The organism is Pseudomonas laurylsulfatiphila, from assembly GCF_002934665.1.
Taxonomy (GTDB): Bacteria; Pseudomonadota; Gammaproteobacteria; order Pseudomonadales; family Pseudomonadaceae; genus Aquipseudomonas; species Aquipseudomonas laurylsulfatiphila.
The window spans coordinates 145,979-167,104 of sequence record NZ_NIRS01000003.1 but is presented as its reverse complement, the minus strand read 5'-3'; the positions used below and the strand labels follow the sequence as shown (position 1 = coordinate 167,104).

The window sequence follows — 21,126 nt, the reverse complement described above, 5'->3', positions numbered from 1 at the left end:
CACCATGCTAGACGGGGTGCGATCAACGACTGGTAATTGCGTTGCGGCGGCTTGCGTTGCAGTCGTGGCTTTGCGTGTGTGCAGGCGGAAAGGAGGGCGTTCGAGCTCTTCGTTGGCTTTCTGAAAATTCTTATGGCTCCCATAGGCGCTTTCGGTATAATTTCTAATTTACGCAGCCGTGATGTTTGTTTTAAAGCGCAAGATTTGGCGCGCTTTTTACGATCGACTTAATATTGATGAATGGCAAGGGAAAACAATGCTTAAACTCGAAGATGTGAAGTTGGCCATAGTGGGTCTCGGTTATGTGGGCTTGCCGCTGGCGGTTGAGTTTGGCAAAAAAATGCAAGTCGTCGGATTTGATATCAGTCAGCGTCGAATCGAAGCGCTCAAAGCAGGGCATGACGCTACTCTCGAAGTGTCTGATTCTGAATTGCGTTCTGCGTCGGGTTTAAGTTTTAGTTCTGTGCTGGAAGAGTTGTCCGCCTGCAATATATATATTGTTACTGTCCCAACCCCGATTGATGAGCATAAGAGACCGGATCTGACTCCTTTGGTTAAAGCCAGTGAGTCGATTGGGCGTGTTTTGAAAAAGGGCGATATCGTTATTTATGAGTCAACGGTCTATCCTGGCGCTACTGAGGAAGACTGTGTTCCAGTGCTGGAGAAAGTATCCGGACTGAAGTTCAATGTCGATTTCTATGCAGGCTATAGCCCGGAGCGGATAAATCCTGGCGATAAAGAGCATCGTGTTACTACCATCAAGAAAGTAACTGCCGGGTCCACTCCAGAGGTCGCTGATCTGGTTGATGCTTTGTATAATACAATAATTGTCGCCGGAACTCATAAGGCCAAGAGTATCAAGGTTGCCGAGGCGGCAAAGGTTATCGAGAATACACAGCGCGACTTGAACATTGCCCTGATCAATGAGTTGGCACTTATTTTTAATAAGATGGGTATCGATACTCAGGCGGTTCTGGAGGCAGCGGGGACCAAGTGGAACTTCTTGCCTTTCCGTCCGGGACTGGTTGGCGGTCACTGCATCGGTGTAGATCCCTATTACTTGACTCACAAGGCACAGTCCATCGGTTATCATCCCGAGATCATTTTGGCGGGTCGTCGCTTGAATGACAGCATGGGAGCCTATGTGGTATCTCAACTTGTCAAGGCGATGCTCAAGCGCAAAATTCATGTTGATGGTGCTCGCGTCTTGATCATGGGGCTGACGTTCAAAGAGAACTGCCCGGACCTGCGTAACACTAAAATCATCGACATTGTGAATGAACTCGCTGAATTCAATATTGTTGTTGACGTTTATGATCCGTGGGTAGATGCGGCGGAAGCAATGCACGAGTATTCAATTACTCCTATCGCTCAACCGCAGGTTGATTCTTATGACGGTATCATTCTGGCTGTCGCACACAATGAATTCTCTGCGATGGGGGCTGAACAAATTCGCAGCTTGGGTAAGGCAGAACATGTTCTCTATGATCTCAAGTACCTGCTGGATGCCTCTCAATCAGATTTGCGTCTCTGAATATCAGGGTCTGTAAAGACCCTGATTCGTTACCGCCGGAAAAAACAAGTCGAGAATCAAATGACCCGTTTCGAAGAAGTTAAAGCTGGAATTCAACAATCCCCAAAGGTTTGGCTGGTTACGGGGGTGGCCGGATTTATTGGCTCCAATTTATTGGAGACACTGCTGCAATTAGATCAGCGGGTTGTAGGCCTCGATAACTTTGCAACAGGGCACCAGCGTAATCTCGATGAAGTGCAATCAGTCGTGAGTCCTGAGCAATGGGCGCGCTTCGTGCTGGTAAAAGGTGATATCAGAAATATTGACGATTGCAGAACCGCGATGACTTTCCCGGCGGCCACCGATATTCCGGTAGATTACGTTTTGCACCAGGCAGCATTGGGCTCTGTTCCGCGTTCCATCAATGATCCTGTTACAACGAACAGTACCAATATCGACGGTTTCCTGAATATGTTGGTTGCGGCGAAGGATGCGGAAGTAAAAAGTTTTACTTATGCCGCATCGAGCTCTACCTACGGCGATCATCCTGGACTTCCAAAGGTTGAAGGTGTGATTGGCAAGCCGCTGTCCCCTTATGCGGTCACAAAGTATGTAAACGAACTGTATGCTGAGGTTTTTTCCAGTACATACGGGTTCAATACCATTGGGCTTCGCTATTTTAACGTCTTTGGCAAGCGTCAGGATCCGAATGGCGCCTATGCAGCCGTGATTCCTAAGTGGACGGCGGCCATGATCAATAACGAAGAGGTTTTCGTCAATGGTGATGGTGAAACAAGTCGGGACTTTTGCTTCGTAGAAAACGCAGTTCAAGCCAATATACTGGCTGCCTGTGCCAGTCCTGAAGCAAAGAATAATGTTTACAACGTCGCCGTCGGTGACAGGACAACATTGAATCAGGTTTTTTCATGCATCAAGGACGCTTTGGCTCGCGTTGATGTCAAGTCTACATCGGATATGGTTTATCGAGATTTCCGGGCTGGTGACGTAAGGCACTCGCAGGCGAATATTGATAAGGCTAAGAGTTTGTTGGGCTACAAGCCGCTTTTTACTGTTGGTGAAGGTATGCTGAAAGCAGCAAGTTGGTATGTCTCGTTCTTTGCAAGAAGTTAAGGCTAGTGATTAAAGAGATCTGCGCAATCACGGTTCTTGCAAACAAACTTTGCATGTTTGTATTGTTGTTCAGTTTGGCAAGAATTCTAGGCGTCGAACAATACGGTGTGTTCTCTTACCATTACGCGATAGTCACAGGTATCGCAACGGTGGTAGGGGAGTGCTTGAGCGTCGCGCTGAGTCGTTATGCGGTCCTGAATGCCGAGGACGTAAATTACAAGACTTCCTTGGGCCTCATGTCATGGGGCGGCATCATTGTAGGTGCCCTCTGTGTCATCGTGTTTTTGATTTTTCCGGCGCCAGCTTCCTCTTACGAAATGAATCCTGGTTACTTGCTGATCGGAGCATTTTTTCTAGGTTTCGCTTGTGTTTGCAATTTGACTATAACCGGATTGATGTTCTCCCTTAACACCTCGGGGAAATGGGCTGCTGCACTGGCGGCCCATGGTCTTCTAGGATTGCTGCTGGTAGTTTCCATTGCGAAGATTGCTGGGCAAATAGAGGGGGTCATTCTTACCCTCGCGATTTGTACGCTAATCGCGCCTGCATATGGATTCTTTACAATTAAGAAAAACCAGTTCAGCCATGGTGGCAAGGGGGAGCGAGAACCTCCCTTTTTTCGACAAATGGCGGCGTTACTTTCGCGCTCAGGGGCTCCGACCATTGCCGGTAGTATGCTTCTCGGGGCACCTGTTCATATTGTTTGTCTGATGATATTTGCCAACTCGAGCTTGAACGTGTCGGAGATTGGCTATTTCAATCTGTTTTTCCTTTTTTATATTCTGGTAACTGTGTTGCCAAGCTCGTTGACATCCTATGCCATTGTAAAGCTGGCAGGACGCGGGAATAGTGCCAGTAAGTTGTACTTGATGCTCGGGCTATCAATTTCGGTTTGTTTGCCTGTATTCCTGGTCTTGTCACAGAGCTACTGGCTGTGCCTGCTCGGCAGTAGTTTTTGCAGCAAAAATGATCTTCTGGCTTACGCAGTACTGGCGGGTGGCATTGGGCTTACAACTACAATCGTTACTCAAATATTGCACAGTAAAAACATGACTAGGGTTGTTTTTCTTGGTAGCTGTGTTTATGCGTTTGTTTATTTGTCGCTGACGGTAGTGGCAGGGTTAAAAGGCGATATGTTGGCGGTCGATCTTTTCAGATCCTTTGTTTTGGCACTGGCAGCTCAAATTGCCGTGCTTGCGGTCCTGGGCGGCCGTAAGTTGGTGCAGTGATGAATATGTTGAGCATGTGCGTTGGTTACACAGGGTGCATGGCTGAAAGTAATATTGGGGCCAGTATTGAGTCTGGTTTACGGTTCAGTTGCTTTGTTTTTGTTGGTCAAGGTTAATGGTTATATTACTGGTTTCGACGTGCTTGCTGGTGTTGCTCGTGCAATGCGTTCTGTGCCTGATATCAAAAAAATATCTCGTTGCGTTGTACGCCGTTTGCTATTCGGTGCCTTTTTTGGGGCTTGTCAGTTGCTTGTGGGGCGAAACCATTACGCTTTGGCCTATCGGAGACTATGACTTTTATCTGGATGACTTATTAGTATTCCGGCTTTCGCTGGTCTGGTTTCTTGGTGTTGCTGGTGGACTCGCTGGTTATCTATTGTCATTGGCGGTGCCGCCCAGAAGTTTGCACGCGGAGCGGGAAACTTTTTTTTCTGCGTTGGACTTCAAGTTGGCAGGTGTCATTTTTCTTGCGCTGTCCATTTTCTTTATCAGCTTCAGGCTTGTAAACGCGAACGCACTGCTTGAAATGTTCGCGGGTATCGAGTCAGTAGTGGTTTTTTCCATCATCGCGATCATTGCATTGGCATTTTCCTACCCATCCAGATCGATGTTTTTTGTGTCTGCAGCTCTGGTGGTTTCTTATAGTGTTGCCAACGCTATGACGGGGGATCGTGATTTTGTTGTCCTGGTTGTCGCTTCGATTCTAGGGCTGTTGTTTCGCTATAATAAATTTATCAAGCTTAAAGCTCTGTTGTCCGTTGCTGTATTCATGGCTCTTCTACTCGTCAGCGGTGTTGTTGTTTCAATGAGCCGGATGGATGTGGACTTAACGTCGGATAACATTACGCAGTATTTATTGTTCAACTCCTGGAATGCGATCATTTTACCGCTTGTTCAGCAGTTAACCAATTTCTGGGATGGGGAGCATCTGCGTTATGGCCAGACCTATCTCGATATGTTCCTTTCGTTGGCACCGTCACCTTTCTATTCGGCTTTTGGCATGGAAAAACCCATTATGGTGGATAATCCAGCCCTCTGGTATTACATTACCGGGCTCGGTGGGATCCACGTTGCCGGCGTGGCTTTTGAGAATTTCGGCCTGTTTGGTGTTTTCCTCAATGGATTCATCAGTGTCTGCTTCTTGCGGTTGATCGACTCGCGCTGCCGCGAGGATGACTTTCTGCGAATTTTCTTGTACATGCTGTGTGCTGCATCGGTTATGCACTGGGTTTGGTACGGCGAAATATATTTGCTGAACTCATTGGTTTTTTATGTGATGGCATTAGGATTATTCTTCACGATGAAACTCGTTCGGGTTTTGAAGTGAGTTTCAATATTTTCATTGGATTGAGAGAGTAGGTATGTGCGGAATTGCGGGAGTTGTCGGGTGGAAGCTGGATCAGCAAGGCTCCGTTGCCGTTGGCAAGATGGTGGACGCGCTGATACATCGTGGGCCCGACGATGGAGCAGTTTGGTCAGATGCCGATAGTGGAGTGTCACTGGGGCACCGACGGCTTTCGATCCTGGAACTCTCGGTACACGGAAGTCAGCCGATGGTTTCCGATGATGAACGGTATGTTATTGTTTTTAATGGTGAAATCTACAATTTTAATGAGTTGCGCGAGAAGTTGATTACGTCAGGTTTGACGCGTGTCTGGCGCGGGCACTCTGATACAGAAGTGTTGCTGGCAGCGCTCGGTGCGTGGGGGGTACAAAAAACCCTTGAAAACCTGGTGGGCATGTTTGCATTTGCTGTTTGGGATAAAGTTTCCAAGACGATTACATTGGCACGAGACAGAATGGGAGAGAAACCACTTTACTACGGTATTGTGGGTAACCGTTTTGTCTTCTCCTCCGAGTTGAAAGCGATCAAGGCTGCATTTGGCAGCGATCTGCGAATTGATCGTCATGCGCTGGCCAAGTTCGTAAGATATGGATATGTTCCGGCTCCGGAATCCATCTATGAAGGCATTAAAAAGTTGGAGCCGGCACACTATTTGAATGTCGGCTCGTTATCTAGTGCGCAGGAACCCGTTTCCTACTGGTCGTTACCGCCGGCTGGCGAGTTAAAGCACGAACTTTCGCAGGCCAGCGATAAGGAAGTTGTGGATGTTGTCGGTCAAAGATTGTCTGCTGCAGTAAAGTCGCAAATGATTGCCGATGTTCCACTTGGAGCGTTTTTGTCCGGTGGTGTCGATTCAAGCTTGATAGTGTCCTTGATGCAATCACAAAGCTCTACCAGTATCAATACTTACACGATCGGGTTTAATGAACCTGAGTTTGATGAAGCACCTTACGCCAAAGCTATCGCCAAGCACTTGGGGACTAACCACACTGAGTTTTATCTGAGTGCCGATGATGCTGTTTCAATAATCCCGCACCTGCCGGAAATATACGACGAGCCTTTTGCTGACTCCTCTCAAATACCTACAATCCTGGTCTCCAGGATGACAAAGCAGCATGTGTCCGTTGCCCTGTCCGGTGATGGTGGCGATGAGCTTTTTGCCGGATATCCCCGTTACCAGATTACTGCCGGGCTATGGGAGCGTATAAAAAAGCTGCCGTTGCCTGCACGCCAGGTCATGGCTTATTCACTTCGTTCGCTCTCGTCCAAGGGTTGGGACAACGTCTGCTCGATTCTGCCGGGCAGCCTTCGAACCAAAGTCAATGGTCGACGTATCTACAGAATGTCCGAGCTGTTGGGTTCTGAAAATCTGGCGCAGATGTATACCGGTTTGATGTCTCAGTGGCAGTCGACCGACAATGTGGTGCTGGGTGTCGATGCTCAACGGCAAGACGTAGTTTCCTGGGAGTCGGCAGTGGATTACGTCGAGGAAATGCGTCGCTGGGACGTCTCTCAGTATTTGCCTGACGATTTGCTGGTTAAAGTGGATCGTGGTGCGATGAGCGCAAGCCTGGAAACCCGCGCTCCATTGCTTGATCATCGGGTTGCAGAACTCGCGTTTTCGTTGTCGTCAGACCAACTGATAAAAAATGGTGTGGGGAAGTGGCCGCTTCGCGAGCTTCTTAAGCGATATGTTCCTACTTCATTTTTTGACAGGCCGAAGGCGGGGTTCTCTATTCCATTGGCGCAATGGTTGCGTGGGCCGCTGAAAGAGTGGGCAGAGGACCTGCTGACGGAGGAGCGTCTCAAGAGAGAGGGCTACTTCGATTCTCAGAAAATTCGCTCGGCATGGCTCCAGCATCAGAACGGAACATACGATCGCAGTCTTCATTTGTGGAATATTCTAATGTTCCAATCCTGGCTCGATAAAAATAGCCACTAATCCAGATTGAGCAAAAGGTTTTCCATGAAGATAGTTTTCAATGCACTCTCTGCCCGTCTGGGTGGAGGTCAGACATATCTGATTAATCTTTTTCAGTTCGTACCTGACAATGCGGATCTTGAGATTCTGGTTTTCGCCCCGGCGTCACTCAAGCTGCCTGATCACCCGAGAATCAAGCGGGTCGAACCAGCCTGGCCAACTGAAAACCCGATTGTGAGAGCCGTGTGGGAGCGGTGGGTGCTGCCCGGTATTTTGAAGGCTGAGAAAGCTGACGTTCTGTTTTGTCCCGGTGGCGTAGTTGGCACCTCTGCTCCAACAGGTTGCAAAGTTGCGACAATGTTTCGGAACATGATTCCATTCGATTTGCGAGTACGCAAAAGCATTCCACTTGGATTGCAGCGCCTGAGAAATTGGTTGTTGAATCGCATTATGCTCAAGAGCATGCGTGACGCGGATCTGACAATATTCATCTCAAATTACGCACGAAGTGTCATTGAGTCGCTGACCCATATCAAGAATCCAGTTACGATTCCTCACGGAATCGGCTCGGTATTCAGGACGCATGGCGATTCTGCCGTTCTTCGGCCGGACTTTTTGCCCGCTGGAGAATATGTTTTATACGTGTCGCGATTTGATGTTTACAAACATCATTATGAAGTCGTTAGCGCTTATGCGGAGCTGCCAAAGGAACTTCGTGAAAAATTTCCATTGGTTCTTGTGGGTGAAACAAACCTGCCGGAGGCCGATCGGGTCAAGTCTCTCATTGCAACGCTAGGCCTTGAAGGCCAAGTGCTTTTATTGGGCGCTATTCCCTATCAGACGCTTCCTCCACTTTATCATCACGCCTATCTGAATCTCTTTGCATCGTCGTGCGAGAACTGCCCTAATATTCTGCTCGAAGCGCTCGCTTCTGGAAGGCCGATGATTTGCTCAAACGTAATGCCGATGCCGGAGTTTGGAGCGGATGCAGCACTGTATTTTTCTCCGTTTGATTCAAAAGATATAAGAAATGTGCTGTCTGAGGCGCTGACAAGCCCTGATACGTTGAAGGCGTTGTCCGTTGCGGCGGTGACCCAAAGCGATAAATTTGACTGGGAAAAAACCTCAAGAAAAACATGGTCAGAGTTGCTGGCGTTGGCCGTGAGCCCCAAAAAAGGTGTTTGATAAATGAAGGTTCTTGTGGTGTCGCAATACTTTTGGCCAGAGTCTTTTATTATCAATGACCTGGTTAAAACTTTATCTGCCCAGGGCCATGTTGTAAAAATTCTTACCGGAAAGCCCAATTACCCGGATGGTGTAGTCTTTAACGGTTACAGTGCCTCCGGAGCTCAGGAAGAAAAGTTCGAGTCTTCTGTCAGTGTTTTCCGTGCACCGCTCAGACCTCGTGGTACTTCCGGTGCAAAAAACCTCGTATTGAACTATTTGTCATTTATCTTGAATGGCTTGAAACACTACCCACGCGCAGTGAAAGGGGAGGCCTATGATGCGATTTTCGTATTTGCGCCATCTCCCATTACGTCGGTTATTCCGGCGATTTACTTGAAGTGGAAACTCAAAAGCCATCTGGTTGTATGGGTTCAGGATCTCTGGCCAGAGAGTTTGAGTGCGACCGGGTTCATCAAGAACAAGGCAATATTGCGCATTGTGGGCTGGTTGGTGAAAGGCATTTACGCCTTTGTCGATACGTTGCTTGTTCAATCGAGGGCGTTTCGAGACCCGGTCGCCCGTTATGCCAATCCAGGCAAGGTCGTGTATTACCCCAACTCCTATCAGGACGTGCCGCCGAGTGTAGAAGAGACCCGGATCCCTGCGCCTTTGCTTGCAGAGCTCGACAGTCATTTCTGTCTTGTTTTTGCCGGAAACCTGGGGACCGCGCAGTCGGTCGAGACCCTCGTTGAGGTAGCTGACAAGCTCCGCCATTTGTCGCAGATCAGGATTGTACTGGTCGGTAGCGGCAGCATGTTGAACTGGATCGAAAGCCAGAAGAAGTCCCGCGGTTTGGACAACCTTGTTCTTGCCGGACGCTTTGCGGCCACTGAAATGCCGCATTTTTTCAGCCGTGCGCAGGGATTGTTGGTGACGTTGAAGCAGGATGAGGCGTTCTCCTATACCATCCCCAGTAAAGTCCAGGCTTACCTGGCTGCGGGGAGGCCGATTATCGCTGCGCTGGATGGCGAGGGTGCGCGCGTCATTCTGGAGGCCGGAGCCGGTTTGACCACCGCGGCGCAGGACGCCGAAGGTATGGCCAACTGCATTGAGCAACTTTTCCGCATGACTTCGGATGAGCGGGAATCGTTGGGACAGGCGGGTCGGGCGTACTACCTCGAGCATTTCGAGATGGAGCGGCAAAGCCAGCGTTTGGTCGAAATCCTCAGTAGCAGGATCAATGAATTAAAAGGTAGCTCAAAATGAAAGTTCTTGTGTTAGGGGTCACCGGAATGCTGGGTAGCACAGTGTTCAGGCAATTCCATGGAAACCCGCACGTCGAGGTGTGGGGCACTTTGCGCAATCCGGGTGGCGCAAAATACTTTTCTGAGGACATGCACAGTTCGTTGATCAGTAATGTCGACGTGCTCGACCAGGACTCACTGGTCTCGGTTCTGGCACGGGTCAAGCCGGATGTCGTCGTCAACTGCGTCGGGCTGATCAAGCAATTGGCCGATGCCAAGGACCCACTTTCTGCGCTCCCCATCAATGCCATGTTGCCGCATCGCATTGCCAAATTGTGCGCGTTGTCCGGTGCTCGCCTGATTCACATCAGCACCGATTGCGTGTTTTCCGGCCGTAAAGGCATGTACACCGAGGAAGATATCTCCGATGCGGAGGATCTCTACGGAAAGTCCAAGTACATCGGCGAGCTTCACACGGACCTGAATGCCGTCACGTTGCGGACCTCCATCATCGGTCACGAACTGGGGAGCCAGTACTCGTTGGTGGACTGGTTCCTGTCCCAGAACGGGCCGGTCAAGGGCTATGAGAAGGCAATTTTCTCGGGGCTGCCTACCGTTGAGCTGGCACGTGTCATTCGCGACTATGTGATCCCGAATCCACAGCTTCACGGCCTGTATCATGTTTCGGTGGCACCGATTGACAAGTTTTCTCTTCTGAAGCTGGTGGCGGAAGTTTACGAAAAGGAAATCGAGATCATCGCGGACAGTCAAGTTGCTATAGATCGCTCGCTGAACTCCTCGAAGTTTCAGGCGGCAACCGGTTACGTTCCACCGTCGTGGTTGGAATTGGTTAAGTCGATGCGCGCGTTGCGTTGATCATTAAATTCAATCAGGTTTGGGAAGGTAGTTATGTTCGATAATAAAGTTTTGATGATCACGGGCGGTACGGGCTCGTTTGGCCATACGGTGTTGAAGCGTTTTCTGGATACCGATGTAAAAGAGATTCGCGTATTCAGCCGTGACGAGAAGAAGCAGGAAGATATGCGCATTGCCTTGTCGAATGACAAGGTGAAGTTCTACATCGGTGACGTGCGTGATCGCGACAGCCTGGATCAGGCGATGGTGGGTGTAGATTACATTTTCCACGCCGCCGCCCTGAAACAGGTGCCTTCCTGCGAGTTTTACCCGATGGAAGCCGTGCGTACCAACGTCATGGGTACCGAGAACGTTTTGAATGCGGCCATCGCTTCGGGTGTGCAACGCGTTGTCGTACTCAGTACCGACAAGGCGGTATACCCGATCAATGCCATGGGTATTTCCAAGGCCATGGCTGAAAAGCTGATGGTTGCCAAATCGCGGATGATTCCGGCGACAGGCCCGGTGATTTGCGCAACCCGCTACGGTAACGTCATGGCATCGCGTGGTTCGGTGATCCCGTTGTTCATCAATCAACTGCAGAGTGGCGAGCCGCTGACCGTCACTGACCCGAACATGACACGTTTCCTGATGTCGCTCGAGGATTCCGTTGACCTGGTTCTGCACGCGTTCGAGCATGCCGAGCAAGGTGATATTTTCGTCCAGAAAGCACCAGCCTCGACAGTGGCGGACCTGGCCCAGGCACTCAAGGAACTGTTTGTTCGCGACAATGCCGTCAAGGTCATCGGTACTCGCCACGGCGAAAAACTCTACGAGTCGCTGATCTCCCGAGAAGAAATGGCCAAGGCCGAAGACATGGGGCGCTACTACCGTATCCCTTCGGACAATCGCGACCTTAACTACAAGAAGTTTTTTGTCGAGGGCGAGCAGGAAATTTCCGATCTCGACGATTACACCTCCCACAACACCGAGCGTCTCGATGTAGAAGGCGTGAAGAAAGTTCTGTTGAATCTGGAATACATTCAGGAGCAACTTGATGCTTAAGGTCATGACGCTGGTCGGGACGCGACCAGAACTTATCAAGATGAGCCGCGTTATTGCCGAGCTTGATAAGCAGGTTAATCATGTGTTGGTTCACTCGGGTCAAAATTACGACTTCGAATTGAATCAGGTCTTTTTCGATGATCTCGAAATTCGCAAGCCTGATTATTTCCTGGGCGCTGCCGGCGATACCGCAGCCAAGACCATCGCCGAAGTCATTTCGAAGGCGGACGAAGTATTTGAGGCTGAAAAGCCTGATGCACTTCTGCTCTACGGCGATACCAATACCTGTCTGGCCGTCATTGCCGCCAAGCGCCGCAAGATTCCGGTGTTCCATATGGAAGCCGGCAACCGCTGTTTTGACCAGCGCGTCCCTGAAGAATTGAACCGCAAGGTGCTCGATCACCTCAGCGATATCAATATGGTCCTGACCGAGCATGCCCGGCGTTACCTGATCGCTGAAGGTATTCGTCCTGAAACCATCATCAAGACCGGGTCGCATATGGAGGAGGTGCTCGACTATTACATGCCGAAAATCCTCACTTCCGACGTGCTGGCGCGAGAAGGCCTGGAGCAGGACAAGTTCTTCATCATCAGCGCTCACCGTGAGGAAAACGTCGATACGCCGGAAAACCTTCGCGACTTGCTCAAAACGCTGCGCGCACTGGCCGACAAGTACCAGTACCCGATTATCGTTTCCACGCATCCTCGTACGCGCAAACGTCTGGAAGCGATAGGCGAATCGCTGGACCATCCCCTGATTCGCTTCTCGAAACCATTCGGTCTGCTCGACTACATCAAGTTGCAGATGTCGGCGTTCTGCGTGCTGTCCGATAGCGGCACCATCACCGAAGAAGCCTCTCTTCTGAATCTGCCCGCCATTACCATTCGTAATGCGCACGAGCGTCCGGAAGGGATGGATGAAGGCACTCTCATCATGAGCGGCCTGAAAGTGGAAGGCGTTCTGGATGCCGTACGTGTCGTTACCAGCCAGCATGATCGTAGCCAGCGTGTTATCCCGGTCGTCAGGGATTACCAGGCAGGTCCTGTGTCTAAGCAGGTCGTTCGGGTCGTGCTGAGTTACACCGACTACATCAATCGTACTGTCTGGTCGAAATCCTGAGCGTCGTCGAGGTTTGAAAAATGCGTGTTTTATTGACAGGTGCTACGGGTTTCGTTGGTCGCGCAGTATTGGGTCGCTTGGCGGCCTCTGACGATCTGGAACCGGTGGCAGCCATTCGTGGGCACGCCCTGCCTGACTGTCCGTCGCGCGTTATGACCGTTCGAACCGCCGGGCTCAGTGCTGATACCGATTGGTCTCAGGCGCTGGATCAAGTGGAGGTTGTCATTCATGGCGCGGCTCGGGTTCACGTCATGAATGACACCGAATCCGATCCGCTGGAGGCGTTTCGCAAGGTGAATGTCGAGGGCACGCTAAGCCTCGCTCGACAGGCAGCCTCGTCGGGTGTTCGTCGCTTTGTGTTCATCAGTTCGATCAAGGTGAATGGCGAAGGTACGCCGCTCAATCAACCTTACTTCGCCGACGCGACGCCCGCGCCTGGTGATCCGTACGGCGTTTCGAAAATGGAGGCCGAGCAAGGGTTGCGTGAAATTGCGAGCACTTGCGCGATGGAAGTGGTGATCATCCGGCCGGTACTGGTTTACGGCCCGGGCGTGAGAGCCAACTTTCTCAACATGATGCGCTGGCTGGACAAGGGAATACCCTTGCCATTCGGGGCTATCCATAATCGACGCAGCCTGGTCGCGCTGGAAAATCTTGCGGATTTGATCGTGACCTGCATCCGTCATCCGGCCGCCGCCAACCAGACCTTTCTCGTCAGCGACGGGGAGGATCTGTCAACGACACAACTGTTGACGCGTATGGCAAAGGCATTGGGTAAACCTGCACGCCTGTTGCCTGTGCCAAGCGTGTTGCTAGAACGAGGGGCGCAGATGCTCGGCAAGAAGGCTTTGTCGCAACGTCTGTGCGGTTCGTTGCAAGTCGATATCAGCAAAACCCGAGAGTTGCTGGGCTGGATTCCGCCGGTCAGCGTCGATGAGGCGCTTGTCTCGGCTGCCAACTACTACAAGGAAAGGCAGCGCTAAGCTGGCTTATGACAATGCCGGTTCAATTGCAGAATTGATTTTGGCTGTTTCAGGAAGTTGACCTTTGAACACGATTTGGTTGTTGGCGTTGGTGGTGGGTGTTTCATTCTTGGGCACCGGTGCATTGCGCAAATACGCGCTGGCACGCAGCTTGATAGATATTCCCAATGCGCGTAGCTCACACTCGGTCCCGACCCCTCGGGGTGGTGGTGTGGCTATCGTCCTGAGTTTTCTGATCGCATTGCCAGTCCTGGCCTGGACAGATGCCGTCACCTGGCCGATGGCGCTGGCTCTGCTGGGGGCCGGCGGCTGGATCGCGATCATCGGGTTTCTCGACGATCATGGGCATATTGCCGCGCGTTGGCGCCTGCTTGCGCATTTCGCAGGTGCCATCTGGGCATTGATCTGGATTGGCGGGATGGCGCCGATCAACCTGTTTGGCTACGAGTTCAGTCTCGGCTGGTTCGGATATGTCATCGGTGCGTTCTATCTGGTCTGGATGCTCAACCTCTACAACTTCATGGATGGCATTGATGGCCTGGCCAGCGTCGAGGCGATTTGTGCCTGTGTCGGTGCTTGCCTGGTCTACTGGTTCGCAGGCCACACCAGCCTTGCGATTGCTCCGCTGGTGCTGGCGATGGCCGTATCGGGTTTCCTGGCCTGGAATTTCCCGCCAGCGAAGATTTTCATGGGCGATGCCGGCAGTGGTTTTCTGGGCATCGTGCTGGCGGTGATGTCGCTCTATGCAGCATGGACGAATCCACTGTTTCTTTGGGCCTGGCTCATTTTGTTGGGCGTCTTCATTGTTGATGCCACCTTTACCCTCATTCGTCGGCTGTTGCGTGGGGATAAGGTTTATGAGGCCCATCGCAGCCATGGATACCAGTATGCTTCACGACAATATGGCAGCCATCGGGCGGTCACGCTGACAATTGCTGCGATCAATTTGTTGTGGTTAGTGCCATTGGCTATATTGGTCGTCATGCAATATATCGATGGCGTGGCAGGCGTGGTCCTGGCCTACGTGCCTCTGGTGTTGCTGGCTTTCAAGTTTCACGCGGGCGAGTTGGAAATCGCTGGCAAGGCGTGATGAACGCATTGGTTTTTGAGTATTGCTTTGTCGGTAAGTGAGTTACCGAAAGCTGCAGTTGCTGTATCAATGCTAGGAGCTTCGACAGGTGTTTAGAGGGGTTATGGATAAGATTCGGGCAAAGTTGTTAAGTCTGCCAAGACGACATAAACGCATTCTGCAGGTCCTGACTGATATTTCGCTGGTCTGGTGTGCCCTGTGGATGGCGTTTGTCGTGCGACTTGGGCTGGACGAACTGGTCAACCCGTTCACTCAGCACGTCTGGCTTTTTGTCAGTGCACCTGTCATCGCCATTCCTCTTTTCGTTCGCTTTGGCATGTACCGTGCGGTCATGCGCTACTTTGGAAATGACGCGCTCATTGCCATTATCAAGGCGGTGACACTATCGTCCCTGATACTTGGCGTCGTGGTGTACTGGTACAGCAATCATCAAAACGTCGTTCCGCGCTCGATCATTTTCAACTACTGGTGGTTGAGCCTGATCATGATCGGCGGTTTGCGCCTGGCCATGCGTCAGTACTTTATGGGCGACTGGTTCAGCGCCGCCCAGCACGTCCCGTTCACCAGCCGGGATGACGGTCTACCGAAAGTGGCAATCTACGGCGCAGGGGCGGCGGGTAATCAACTTGTTGCAGCCTTGCGGATGGGGCGCGCCATGCGGCCTGTAGCCTTTATCGATGACGATAGCGGGATCGCCGACCGGGTGATTTCCGGATTGCAGGTGTACAAGCCCAAGCACATCCAGCAGATGATCGATAACACTGGTGCCCAGGAAATTCTCCTCGCTATCCCTTCGTCAAACCGTGGACGCCGTCGCGAGATTCTCGGGTTTCTCGAAGGCTTTCCGCTGCACGTTCGAAGCGTCCCGGGTTTCATGGATCTGGCCAGTGGCCGGGTCAAGGTCGACGATATCCAGGAAGTAGACATTGCCGACCTGCTCGGGCGTGACGCCGTCCCGGCCCAGGCTGATTTACTCGAACATTGCATCACGGGGCAGTCCGTGTTGGTCACGGGCGCCGGGGGCTCCATTGGCTCCGAGCTTTGCCGGCAGATTCTGGCGCTGCGCCCGACAACGCTTCTTCTGTTTGAACACAGCGAGTTCAATCTTTACTCCATCTTGTCCGAGCTGGAGCAGCGGGTCGCTCGAGAGTCGCTGTCCATCCGTCTCTTGCCGATTCTCGGATCGGTTCGCAACCCGGACAAGTTGCTGGATGTCATGAAAACCTGGCGAGTAGACACGGTGTATCACGCCGCCGCCTACAAGCATGTGCCCATGGTCGAGCACAACATAGCCGAAGGTGTGCTCAATAATGTGATAGGCACGCTTAATACGGCCCAGGCCGCACTCCAGGCAGGAGTGGCCAACTTCGTCCTGATTTCGACGGACAAGGCCGTGCGGCCTACCAATGTCATGGGTAGCACCAAGCGCCTTGCCGAGTTGACGTTGCAAGCGCTGAGTCGTGAGTTGGCTCCGGTTTTGTTCGGCGATACGAGCAATGTCTCCCGTGTGAACAAAACGCGCTTCACGATGGTGCGGTTTGGTAACGTCCTGGGGTCGTCGGGTTCGGTCATTCCGTTGTTTCACAAGCAGATCAAGTCGGGCGGCCCGCTGACGGTCACGCATCCGAAGATCACTCGATACTTCATGACCATCCCGGAAGCGGCGCAGTTGGTGATTCAGGCGGGTTCCATGGGGCAGGGTGGTGATGTGTTTGTCCTCGACATGGGTGAACCTGTGAGGATCGTCGAGCTGGCCGAGAAGATGATCCATTTGTCCGGCCTGAGTGTCCGTTCGGAAAAGAACCTGCATGGCGACATCGCTATCGAGTTCACCGGGCTGCGTCCGGGTGAAAAGCTTTACGAAGAGCTGCTGATTGGTGACAACGTGGCGGCCACCCAGCATCCGATGATCATGACGGCCAACGAGGATCATCTGTCCTGGGATGTGCTGAAGGTCAAACTGACCGAGTTGCTTGCTGCGGTGGATCAGGACGACTATGCGCGCGTCCGTCAATTGTTGCGCGACACCGTCAGTGGCTACACCCCGGACGGTGAGATCGTCGACTGGATCTACCAACAGCGCCGCCTGGAACCCTGATTGTTTCATATCTGGTAACGTACACATTTTTGACAGCTCGATGTCATGGCCTAAGTTTGGAGAGCAGCTTCGGAAAAGCTGCTTTCTCAAACGACGGCATGGAGCTTTACTAATGCGTACAAGCAGTTTCCATTCTCTGGTTTTCGCCCTTCTCGCCAGCACCTCTCTTACGGCAATCGCCGCCCCTGTCAGCGCACCCGAGGTCATGAATGCGCCGTTGGTGCAGGATGTCACCGCCAAGGCGCAATCCGGCAAAGTCGATCTCAATAGTGCTGATGCACCTACGCTGCAGCGTGAGTTGACTGGAGTGGGCGAGGCCAAAGCCAAAGCGATTGTTGCTTATCGTGAAAGCAATGGTGCGTTTGCGTCAGTTGACGAATTACTGGAAGTGACGGGTATCGGCAAAGCGATTCTGGATAGAAACCGCGACAGGATCGAAGTGAACTGAGGTGTGATTGAAACGAAAAAGGCCGATCATTGATCGGCCTTTTTCTGTAGCGAGACTTATACCCGGCGGGCTAGCTCCTTTTTACTTGTGCGGTGCGTTGCTGTCGCTCATCCGAACTCAGGCAAAGAGCAGGTCCGCATTGTTCAGCAAGGTGGTCTGGCCAAGTAGCGTGATACTACCTCCGTGAGCACCGTCACCGGCGGTGTCGAAAGTTACAACCAGCCCATTGTCCTGCAGCGTCTGCGTCACGGCCTTGGTAGTCGTCCAGCCGTAGACGTACAGGGTGTCTTCACCTTGTTTGAAATCCTGGATGGTGTCTGAGCCCGAGCCTGTGGTGAATGCGAAGACGTCCCGCCCTTTTCCACCAATCAGCAGGTCGTTGCCGGTGCCGCCGACGATGAAGTCGCTGCCGTTTCCTCCAACCAATACATCGTTGCCATCGTGACCGTACAGCGCGCAGCTCGCATCCGAGTGAGACTGGATGATGTCATTGCCGCTGTTCACTCCGGTGATGCTGCCAGCCAGTTCTGCGCCAAGCGTGCCGGTGTAGAGGATTTTGTCTGCCGCACTGCCACCGTAGATTTTTTCGGCGAGCCCCGAACCAGGATTGCTAGCGACGGCAGTCGTATTGAAGTCTTTGAGTGGGTCAGCGTTGAAAATAAATGTAGCGTCGTTGGCGGTGAGCAGTGTCGTACGGCCTTCGATCAACATCCCGCCATCAAAACGTGCGTCACCATCGGTGTCATAGCGAAGATAGACACCGTCCGAGGTCAGTTTCTGGTCAATCCTGAAGTTGAACTCTTTTTCCGAAATTTGCGTACGACCGGTACCACCGGTACCGCTGACGCCCAGGAAAACAAGCTGGTCGGCACCTACACCGAAACTGTCGATGGTGTCGTTGAAACCGTCGCCTTTGGAAAACGCATACTGGTCGGCACCGTAACCGCCAGACAGGTAGTCATCACCCGTACCGCCAACCAGTAGATCTGAAGACTGCCCGCCAATCAGGATGTCATTGCCATCATTGCCGTAAAGTTGGCCGCCGGAAAAACGTAGCGCGAGCGTGTCATCGCCCGCGCCACCGATGAGCGTGGCGAACACCGGGCTGAGTGAACTGCCATCATATGAAATGAAGTCAGCGCTCGAACTGCCGGTGACCGTGGCTCTGCCGTTGTTGGTGACGGCGTCGCTATCTGTCAGATGCGTGGCGGTCAGGCTGGCGATACCGCTATCTACTGTATAGTCAAAGACTCCGCTAAGAGTATTGGAAATACTGTCCAGCAAGGTATCACTGAGACTGTCGTTACTGGTATAGAGCTTATGCTCCGTAGTGATCATTTGCGCTGCATAGAGATTGGCCAGGCGCAAGGCTTCTGCGCCTGTCTCTGACCATCCGGATTCACTGGCATTATGCGGGATGAAATTTTCAATATCGTCCGCGTTCATCATGTCCTTTACACCGACACGCTCGCCCGTGCGAACGTCGGTGTAATAGACGTTATAGTCCGCGTCCTGAATTTCCCACTTGTTGGTTGTGGTATTAAAAACTTCAAGGTACGTATGTCCCTGAAAGAACCCTTGGGTGTCTGAATACGTCCAGATGGTGCGTTTTTGCAGGCCAAGCTCCGAGCAGAGGCCGCTGAATACGTTAACTATATTGCCGCACAGAAGTTCTGCGCGCTCGGCAGTCGGGTCACCTGTGACGGTTTTGTAAATTTGCTCTGCGGTATAGAAAGGGTCATTGCCGTGGGCAGCCCACCAGTCACCCATCGCGTGAGTTGTATTGGTGGACAATAGTTCGCGGGCGACGTCTTGCAACAACGCGCCGGTTGCAGCCGCTTCTTCCCGGACGATATCGGCGAGTAAAGAAAAATAATTGGTCAAGAGTGACTCCATACTGATTGGGTAGCCGCTCCCGATATCCAAATCGTTCTGTAAACGGCGTTGCTGGTCAAAATTTCATATATGTTACAGTTCTTTGGTCGGTATGTTAAAGAACCATTATCAACAATATTGGAATTATAAATCTTCAGAGAGTAAGAGCCAGCGCTGTTCGTCGATTGCAGGGCAAAGCCGGGATACTGGCGATTTCATTCTGCAATCGTTGTTCAGGTGATACACTCGCGCGCCCCGCAATCCCCGATCAACACGCCAGGTTGTCAGCTCCGAGATGATACGCAGTACGCCCGAAAACAGCTTGCAGGAAGCCCTGAGGGCCTGCAGGAGCAGTTTCATGTCAGTGGGTTTTTTCAGCCTGTTCATCAACGCACTGATGTTGGTCCCGACCTTCTACATGCTTCAGGTCTATGGGCGGGTCGTCACGGGCGGCAGCCTGACGACGTTGGCCATGTTGACCCTTATTCTGACCTTTCTGCTCGTGACGATGGGCCTGCTGGAGTGGGTACGCTCGCGGATCATGGTTCGTGTCAGCACCAGGCTCGACGTGTTGCTGGGCCGGGATGTCTACAGGGCCAGTTTCAAACGGGCCCTGGAGAGCGGTGGCCAGGACGCGTCGGCCCAACCGCTCAGCGATCTGACCGGGCTGCGCCAATTCATGTCCGGGAACGGACTGTTCGCTTTTTTCGATGCGCCGTGGCTGCCGATCTATGTCGCGGTGCTGTTCCTGTTTCACCCCTGGTATGGCTGGACGGCAATCGGTTGTGCGGTGATCCTGCTGGCGCTGGCCTGGATCAATGAGCAATCCACGGGCAAGGTTCTGGCAGAGGCCAATAAAGAGAGCATTGGTGCAACGCTGCAAACCAACAAGAATTTGCGCAATGCCGAAGTCATCGAATCCATGGGCATGCTTGACTCACTCATGTCACGCTGGAGTCTGCGGCACAAGAAAGTGCTGCTGCTGCAATCCCGAGCCAGCGATCGCAGCGGGATCATCACGTCGATATCCAAGACTTTCCGTCTGCTTGTTCAATCACTGATTCTTGGCCTCGGCGCTTATCTGGCGGTTAGTCATGAGATTAATCCCGGGCTGGTAATCGCAGGTTCAGTGCTGTTGGGGCGAGCGTTGGCCCCCCTGGACTTGATGATCGGCAGTTGGAAAGGATTCATCGCTGCCCGTTCACAATACGCACGACTGAACGGCATTCTCGACCAGCAAAAAGCCGAACCCGAGCGTATGCAATTGCCCGCTCCAATCGGTCATGTGACGGTGGAGAACCTTACCCTGGGTGCTCCCGGAGCAAAGACCCCGATCATCAAAGGCATCGGTTTCAACGCACCGGCAGGTGCAATGATCGGTGTCGTCGGGCCAAGCGCCTCGGGCAAGTCGACGCTTGCCAAGGCCTTGGTGGGCGTATGGAAGCCACAGCATGGCGTCGTCCGTCTGGATGCTGCCGATATTGCCAATTGGGACAAAAGCCAATTGGGACCGCACCTCGGGTATTTGCCGCAAGACATTGAATTGTTCGAAGGCACTATCAGCGACAACATCGCGCGTTTTGGTGTCGTGGACCCGGATAAAGTCGTGCTGGCGGCCAGGACCGCGAGTGTCCACGAAATGATTCTGATGCTGCCTGATGGCTACGATACGGTCATCGGCGAGGGCGGCATCAATCTGTCGGGTGGGCAACGGCAACGTATCGGGTTGGCCCGGGCAATCTATGGCAGCCCGCGGCTTATCGTGCTGGATGAGCCGAACGCTCACCTGGACGAGGTCGGTGAGCGGGCGCTGGCGTTGGCGCTGCAACAGATAAAACTCACCGGGGCAACGGTTTTCGTGATCGCCCACCGGACCTCGATTCTGGCCCAGCTTGACCGCTTGCTGGTGATGAACGCCGGCACGATCAGTTTGTACGGCCCACGGGATCAGGTCCTCGCGCAACTCAACGCGAATCAATTGGCCGCCCAGCAAAAGCCTGGCGCACGGGCAGGCACAGAAGTCGCTTCGACCGAAGTTTGAC

16 protein-coding genes are annotated in these 21,126 nt (G+C 52.4%); 15 read left to right on the top strand and 1 reads right to left on the bottom strand.

From position 1 onward, the window contains the following. Positions 1 to 256 precede the first annotated feature (256 nt). The 14 genes from tviB (at position 257) to CD175_RS11115 (ending at position 17,209) form a co-directional block, all read left to right on the top strand. Positions 257 to 1,534, top strand: a complete 1,278-nt coding sequence (gene tviB / locus CD175_RS11180) for a Vi polysaccharide biosynthesis UDP-N-acetylglucosamine C-6 dehydrogenase TviB (protein ID WP_104449429.1) — start codon at positions 257 to 259, stop codon at positions 1,532 to 1,534. A 60-nt stretch (positions 1,535 to 1,594) separates the two neighbouring features. Next, positions 1,595 to 2,644 carry an NAD-dependent epimerase/dehydratase family protein gene (locus tag CD175_RS11175; protein ID WP_104448963.1) on the top strand — a complete coding sequence of 350 codons (1,050 nt, stop codon included), beginning with the start codon at positions 1,595 to 1,597 and terminating at the stop codon, positions 2,642 to 2,644. Positions 2,645 to 2,649: 5 nt separating this feature from the next. After that, on the top strand, positions 2,650 to 3,873 hold the full coding sequence (locus CD175_RS11170; RefSeq protein WP_104448962.1) for an oligosaccharide flippase family protein: 1,224 nt from the start codon (positions 2,650 to 2,652) through the stop codon (positions 3,871 to 3,873). Between the two features lie 142 nt (positions 3,874 to 4,015). Then, entirely contained in the window at positions 4,016 to 5,200 is a 1,185-nt protein-coding gene (locus tag CD175_RS11165; protein WP_146094570.1) for a hypothetical protein, read from the top strand. A gap of 34 nt (positions 5,201 to 5,234) precedes the next feature. Next, positions 5,235 to 7,160, top strand: a complete 1,926-nt coding sequence (asnB, locus tag CD175_RS11160) for an asparagine synthase (glutamine-hydrolyzing) (protein ID WP_104448960.1) — start codon at positions 5,235 to 5,237, stop codon at positions 7,158 to 7,160. Positions 7,161 to 7,184: 24 nt separating this feature from the next. Continuing rightward, the gene (locus CD175_RS11155; protein WP_104448959.1) at positions 7,185 to 8,324 is read left to right on the top strand and encodes a glycosyltransferase family 4 protein; all 1,140 of its coding nucleotides are present in this window, start codon (positions 7,185 to 7,187) and stop codon (positions 8,322 to 8,324) included. Positions 8,325 to 8,327: 3 nt separating this feature from the next. Then, positions 8,328 to 9,572, top strand: coding sequence for a glycosyltransferase family 4 protein (locus CD175_RS11150; RefSeq protein WP_104448958.1), 1,245 nt, complete (start codon positions 8,328 to 8,330; stop codon positions 9,570 to 9,572). After that, positions 9,569 to 10,426 (top strand): dTDP-4-dehydrorhamnose reductase family protein, encoded by an 858-nt coding sequence (locus CD175_RS11145; RefSeq protein WP_104448957.1) that lies wholly within the window; start codon positions 9,569 to 9,571, stop codon positions 10,424 to 10,426. The genes CD175_RS11150 and CD175_RS11145 overlap by 4 nt, the downstream gene beginning before the upstream one ends. Positions 10,427 to 10,459: 33 nt before the next feature. Then, on the top strand, positions 10,460 to 11,470 hold the full coding sequence (locus tag CD175_RS11140) for a polysaccharide biosynthesis protein (protein WP_015093995.1): 1,011 nt from the start codon (positions 10,460 to 10,462) through the stop codon (positions 11,468 to 11,470). After that, complete coding sequence (gene wecB / locus CD175_RS11135) at positions 11,463 to 12,590, top strand: non-hydrolyzing UDP-N-acetylglucosamine 2-epimerase (protein ID WP_015093996.1); 1,128 nt, start codon at positions 11,463 to 11,465, stop codon at positions 12,588 to 12,590. The genes CD175_RS11140 and wecB overlap by 8 nt, the downstream gene beginning before the upstream one ends. Positions 12,591 to 12,610: 20 nt before the next feature. Further along, positions 12,611 to 13,573 (top strand): UDP-glucose 4-epimerase family protein, encoded by a 963-nt coding sequence (locus CD175_RS11130; protein WP_104448956.1) that lies wholly within the window; start codon positions 12,611 to 12,613, stop codon positions 13,571 to 13,573. A 64-nt stretch (positions 13,574 to 13,637) separates the two neighbouring features. Beyond that, entirely contained in the window at positions 13,638 to 14,663 is a 1,026-nt protein-coding gene (locus tag CD175_RS11125) for an MraY family glycosyltransferase (protein WP_104448955.1), read from the top strand. A gap of 103 nt (positions 14,664 to 14,766) precedes the next feature. Next, complete coding sequence (locus CD175_RS11120; RefSeq protein ID WP_104448954.1) at positions 14,767 to 16,761, top strand: polysaccharide biosynthesis protein; 1,995 nt, start codon at positions 14,767 to 14,769, stop codon at positions 16,759 to 16,761. A gap of 112 nt (positions 16,762 to 16,873) precedes the next feature. Further along, entirely contained in the window at positions 16,874 to 17,209 is a 336-nt protein-coding gene (locus tag CD175_RS11115; RefSeq protein WP_104448953.1) for a ComEA family DNA-binding protein, read from the top strand. A gap of 117 nt (positions 17,210 to 17,326) precedes the next feature. Here the strand turns inward: CD175_RS11115 and CD175_RS31890 are convergent, their stop codons facing one another. Further along, a complete protein-coding gene (locus tag CD175_RS31890) occupies positions 17,327 to 19,093 on the bottom strand; it encodes a calcium-binding protein (RefSeq protein WP_104448952.1) in 1,767 nt (588 codons plus the stop codon). Between the two features lie 289 nt (positions 19,094 to 19,382). Between CD175_RS31890 and CD175_RS11105 the strand changes: the two genes are divergently transcribed. Further along, positions 19,383 to 21,125, top strand: a complete 1,743-nt coding sequence (locus CD175_RS11105) for a type I secretion system permease/ATPase (protein WP_104449428.1) — start codon at positions 19,383 to 19,385, stop codon at positions 21,123 to 21,125. Position 21,126 lies beyond the last annotated feature (1 nt).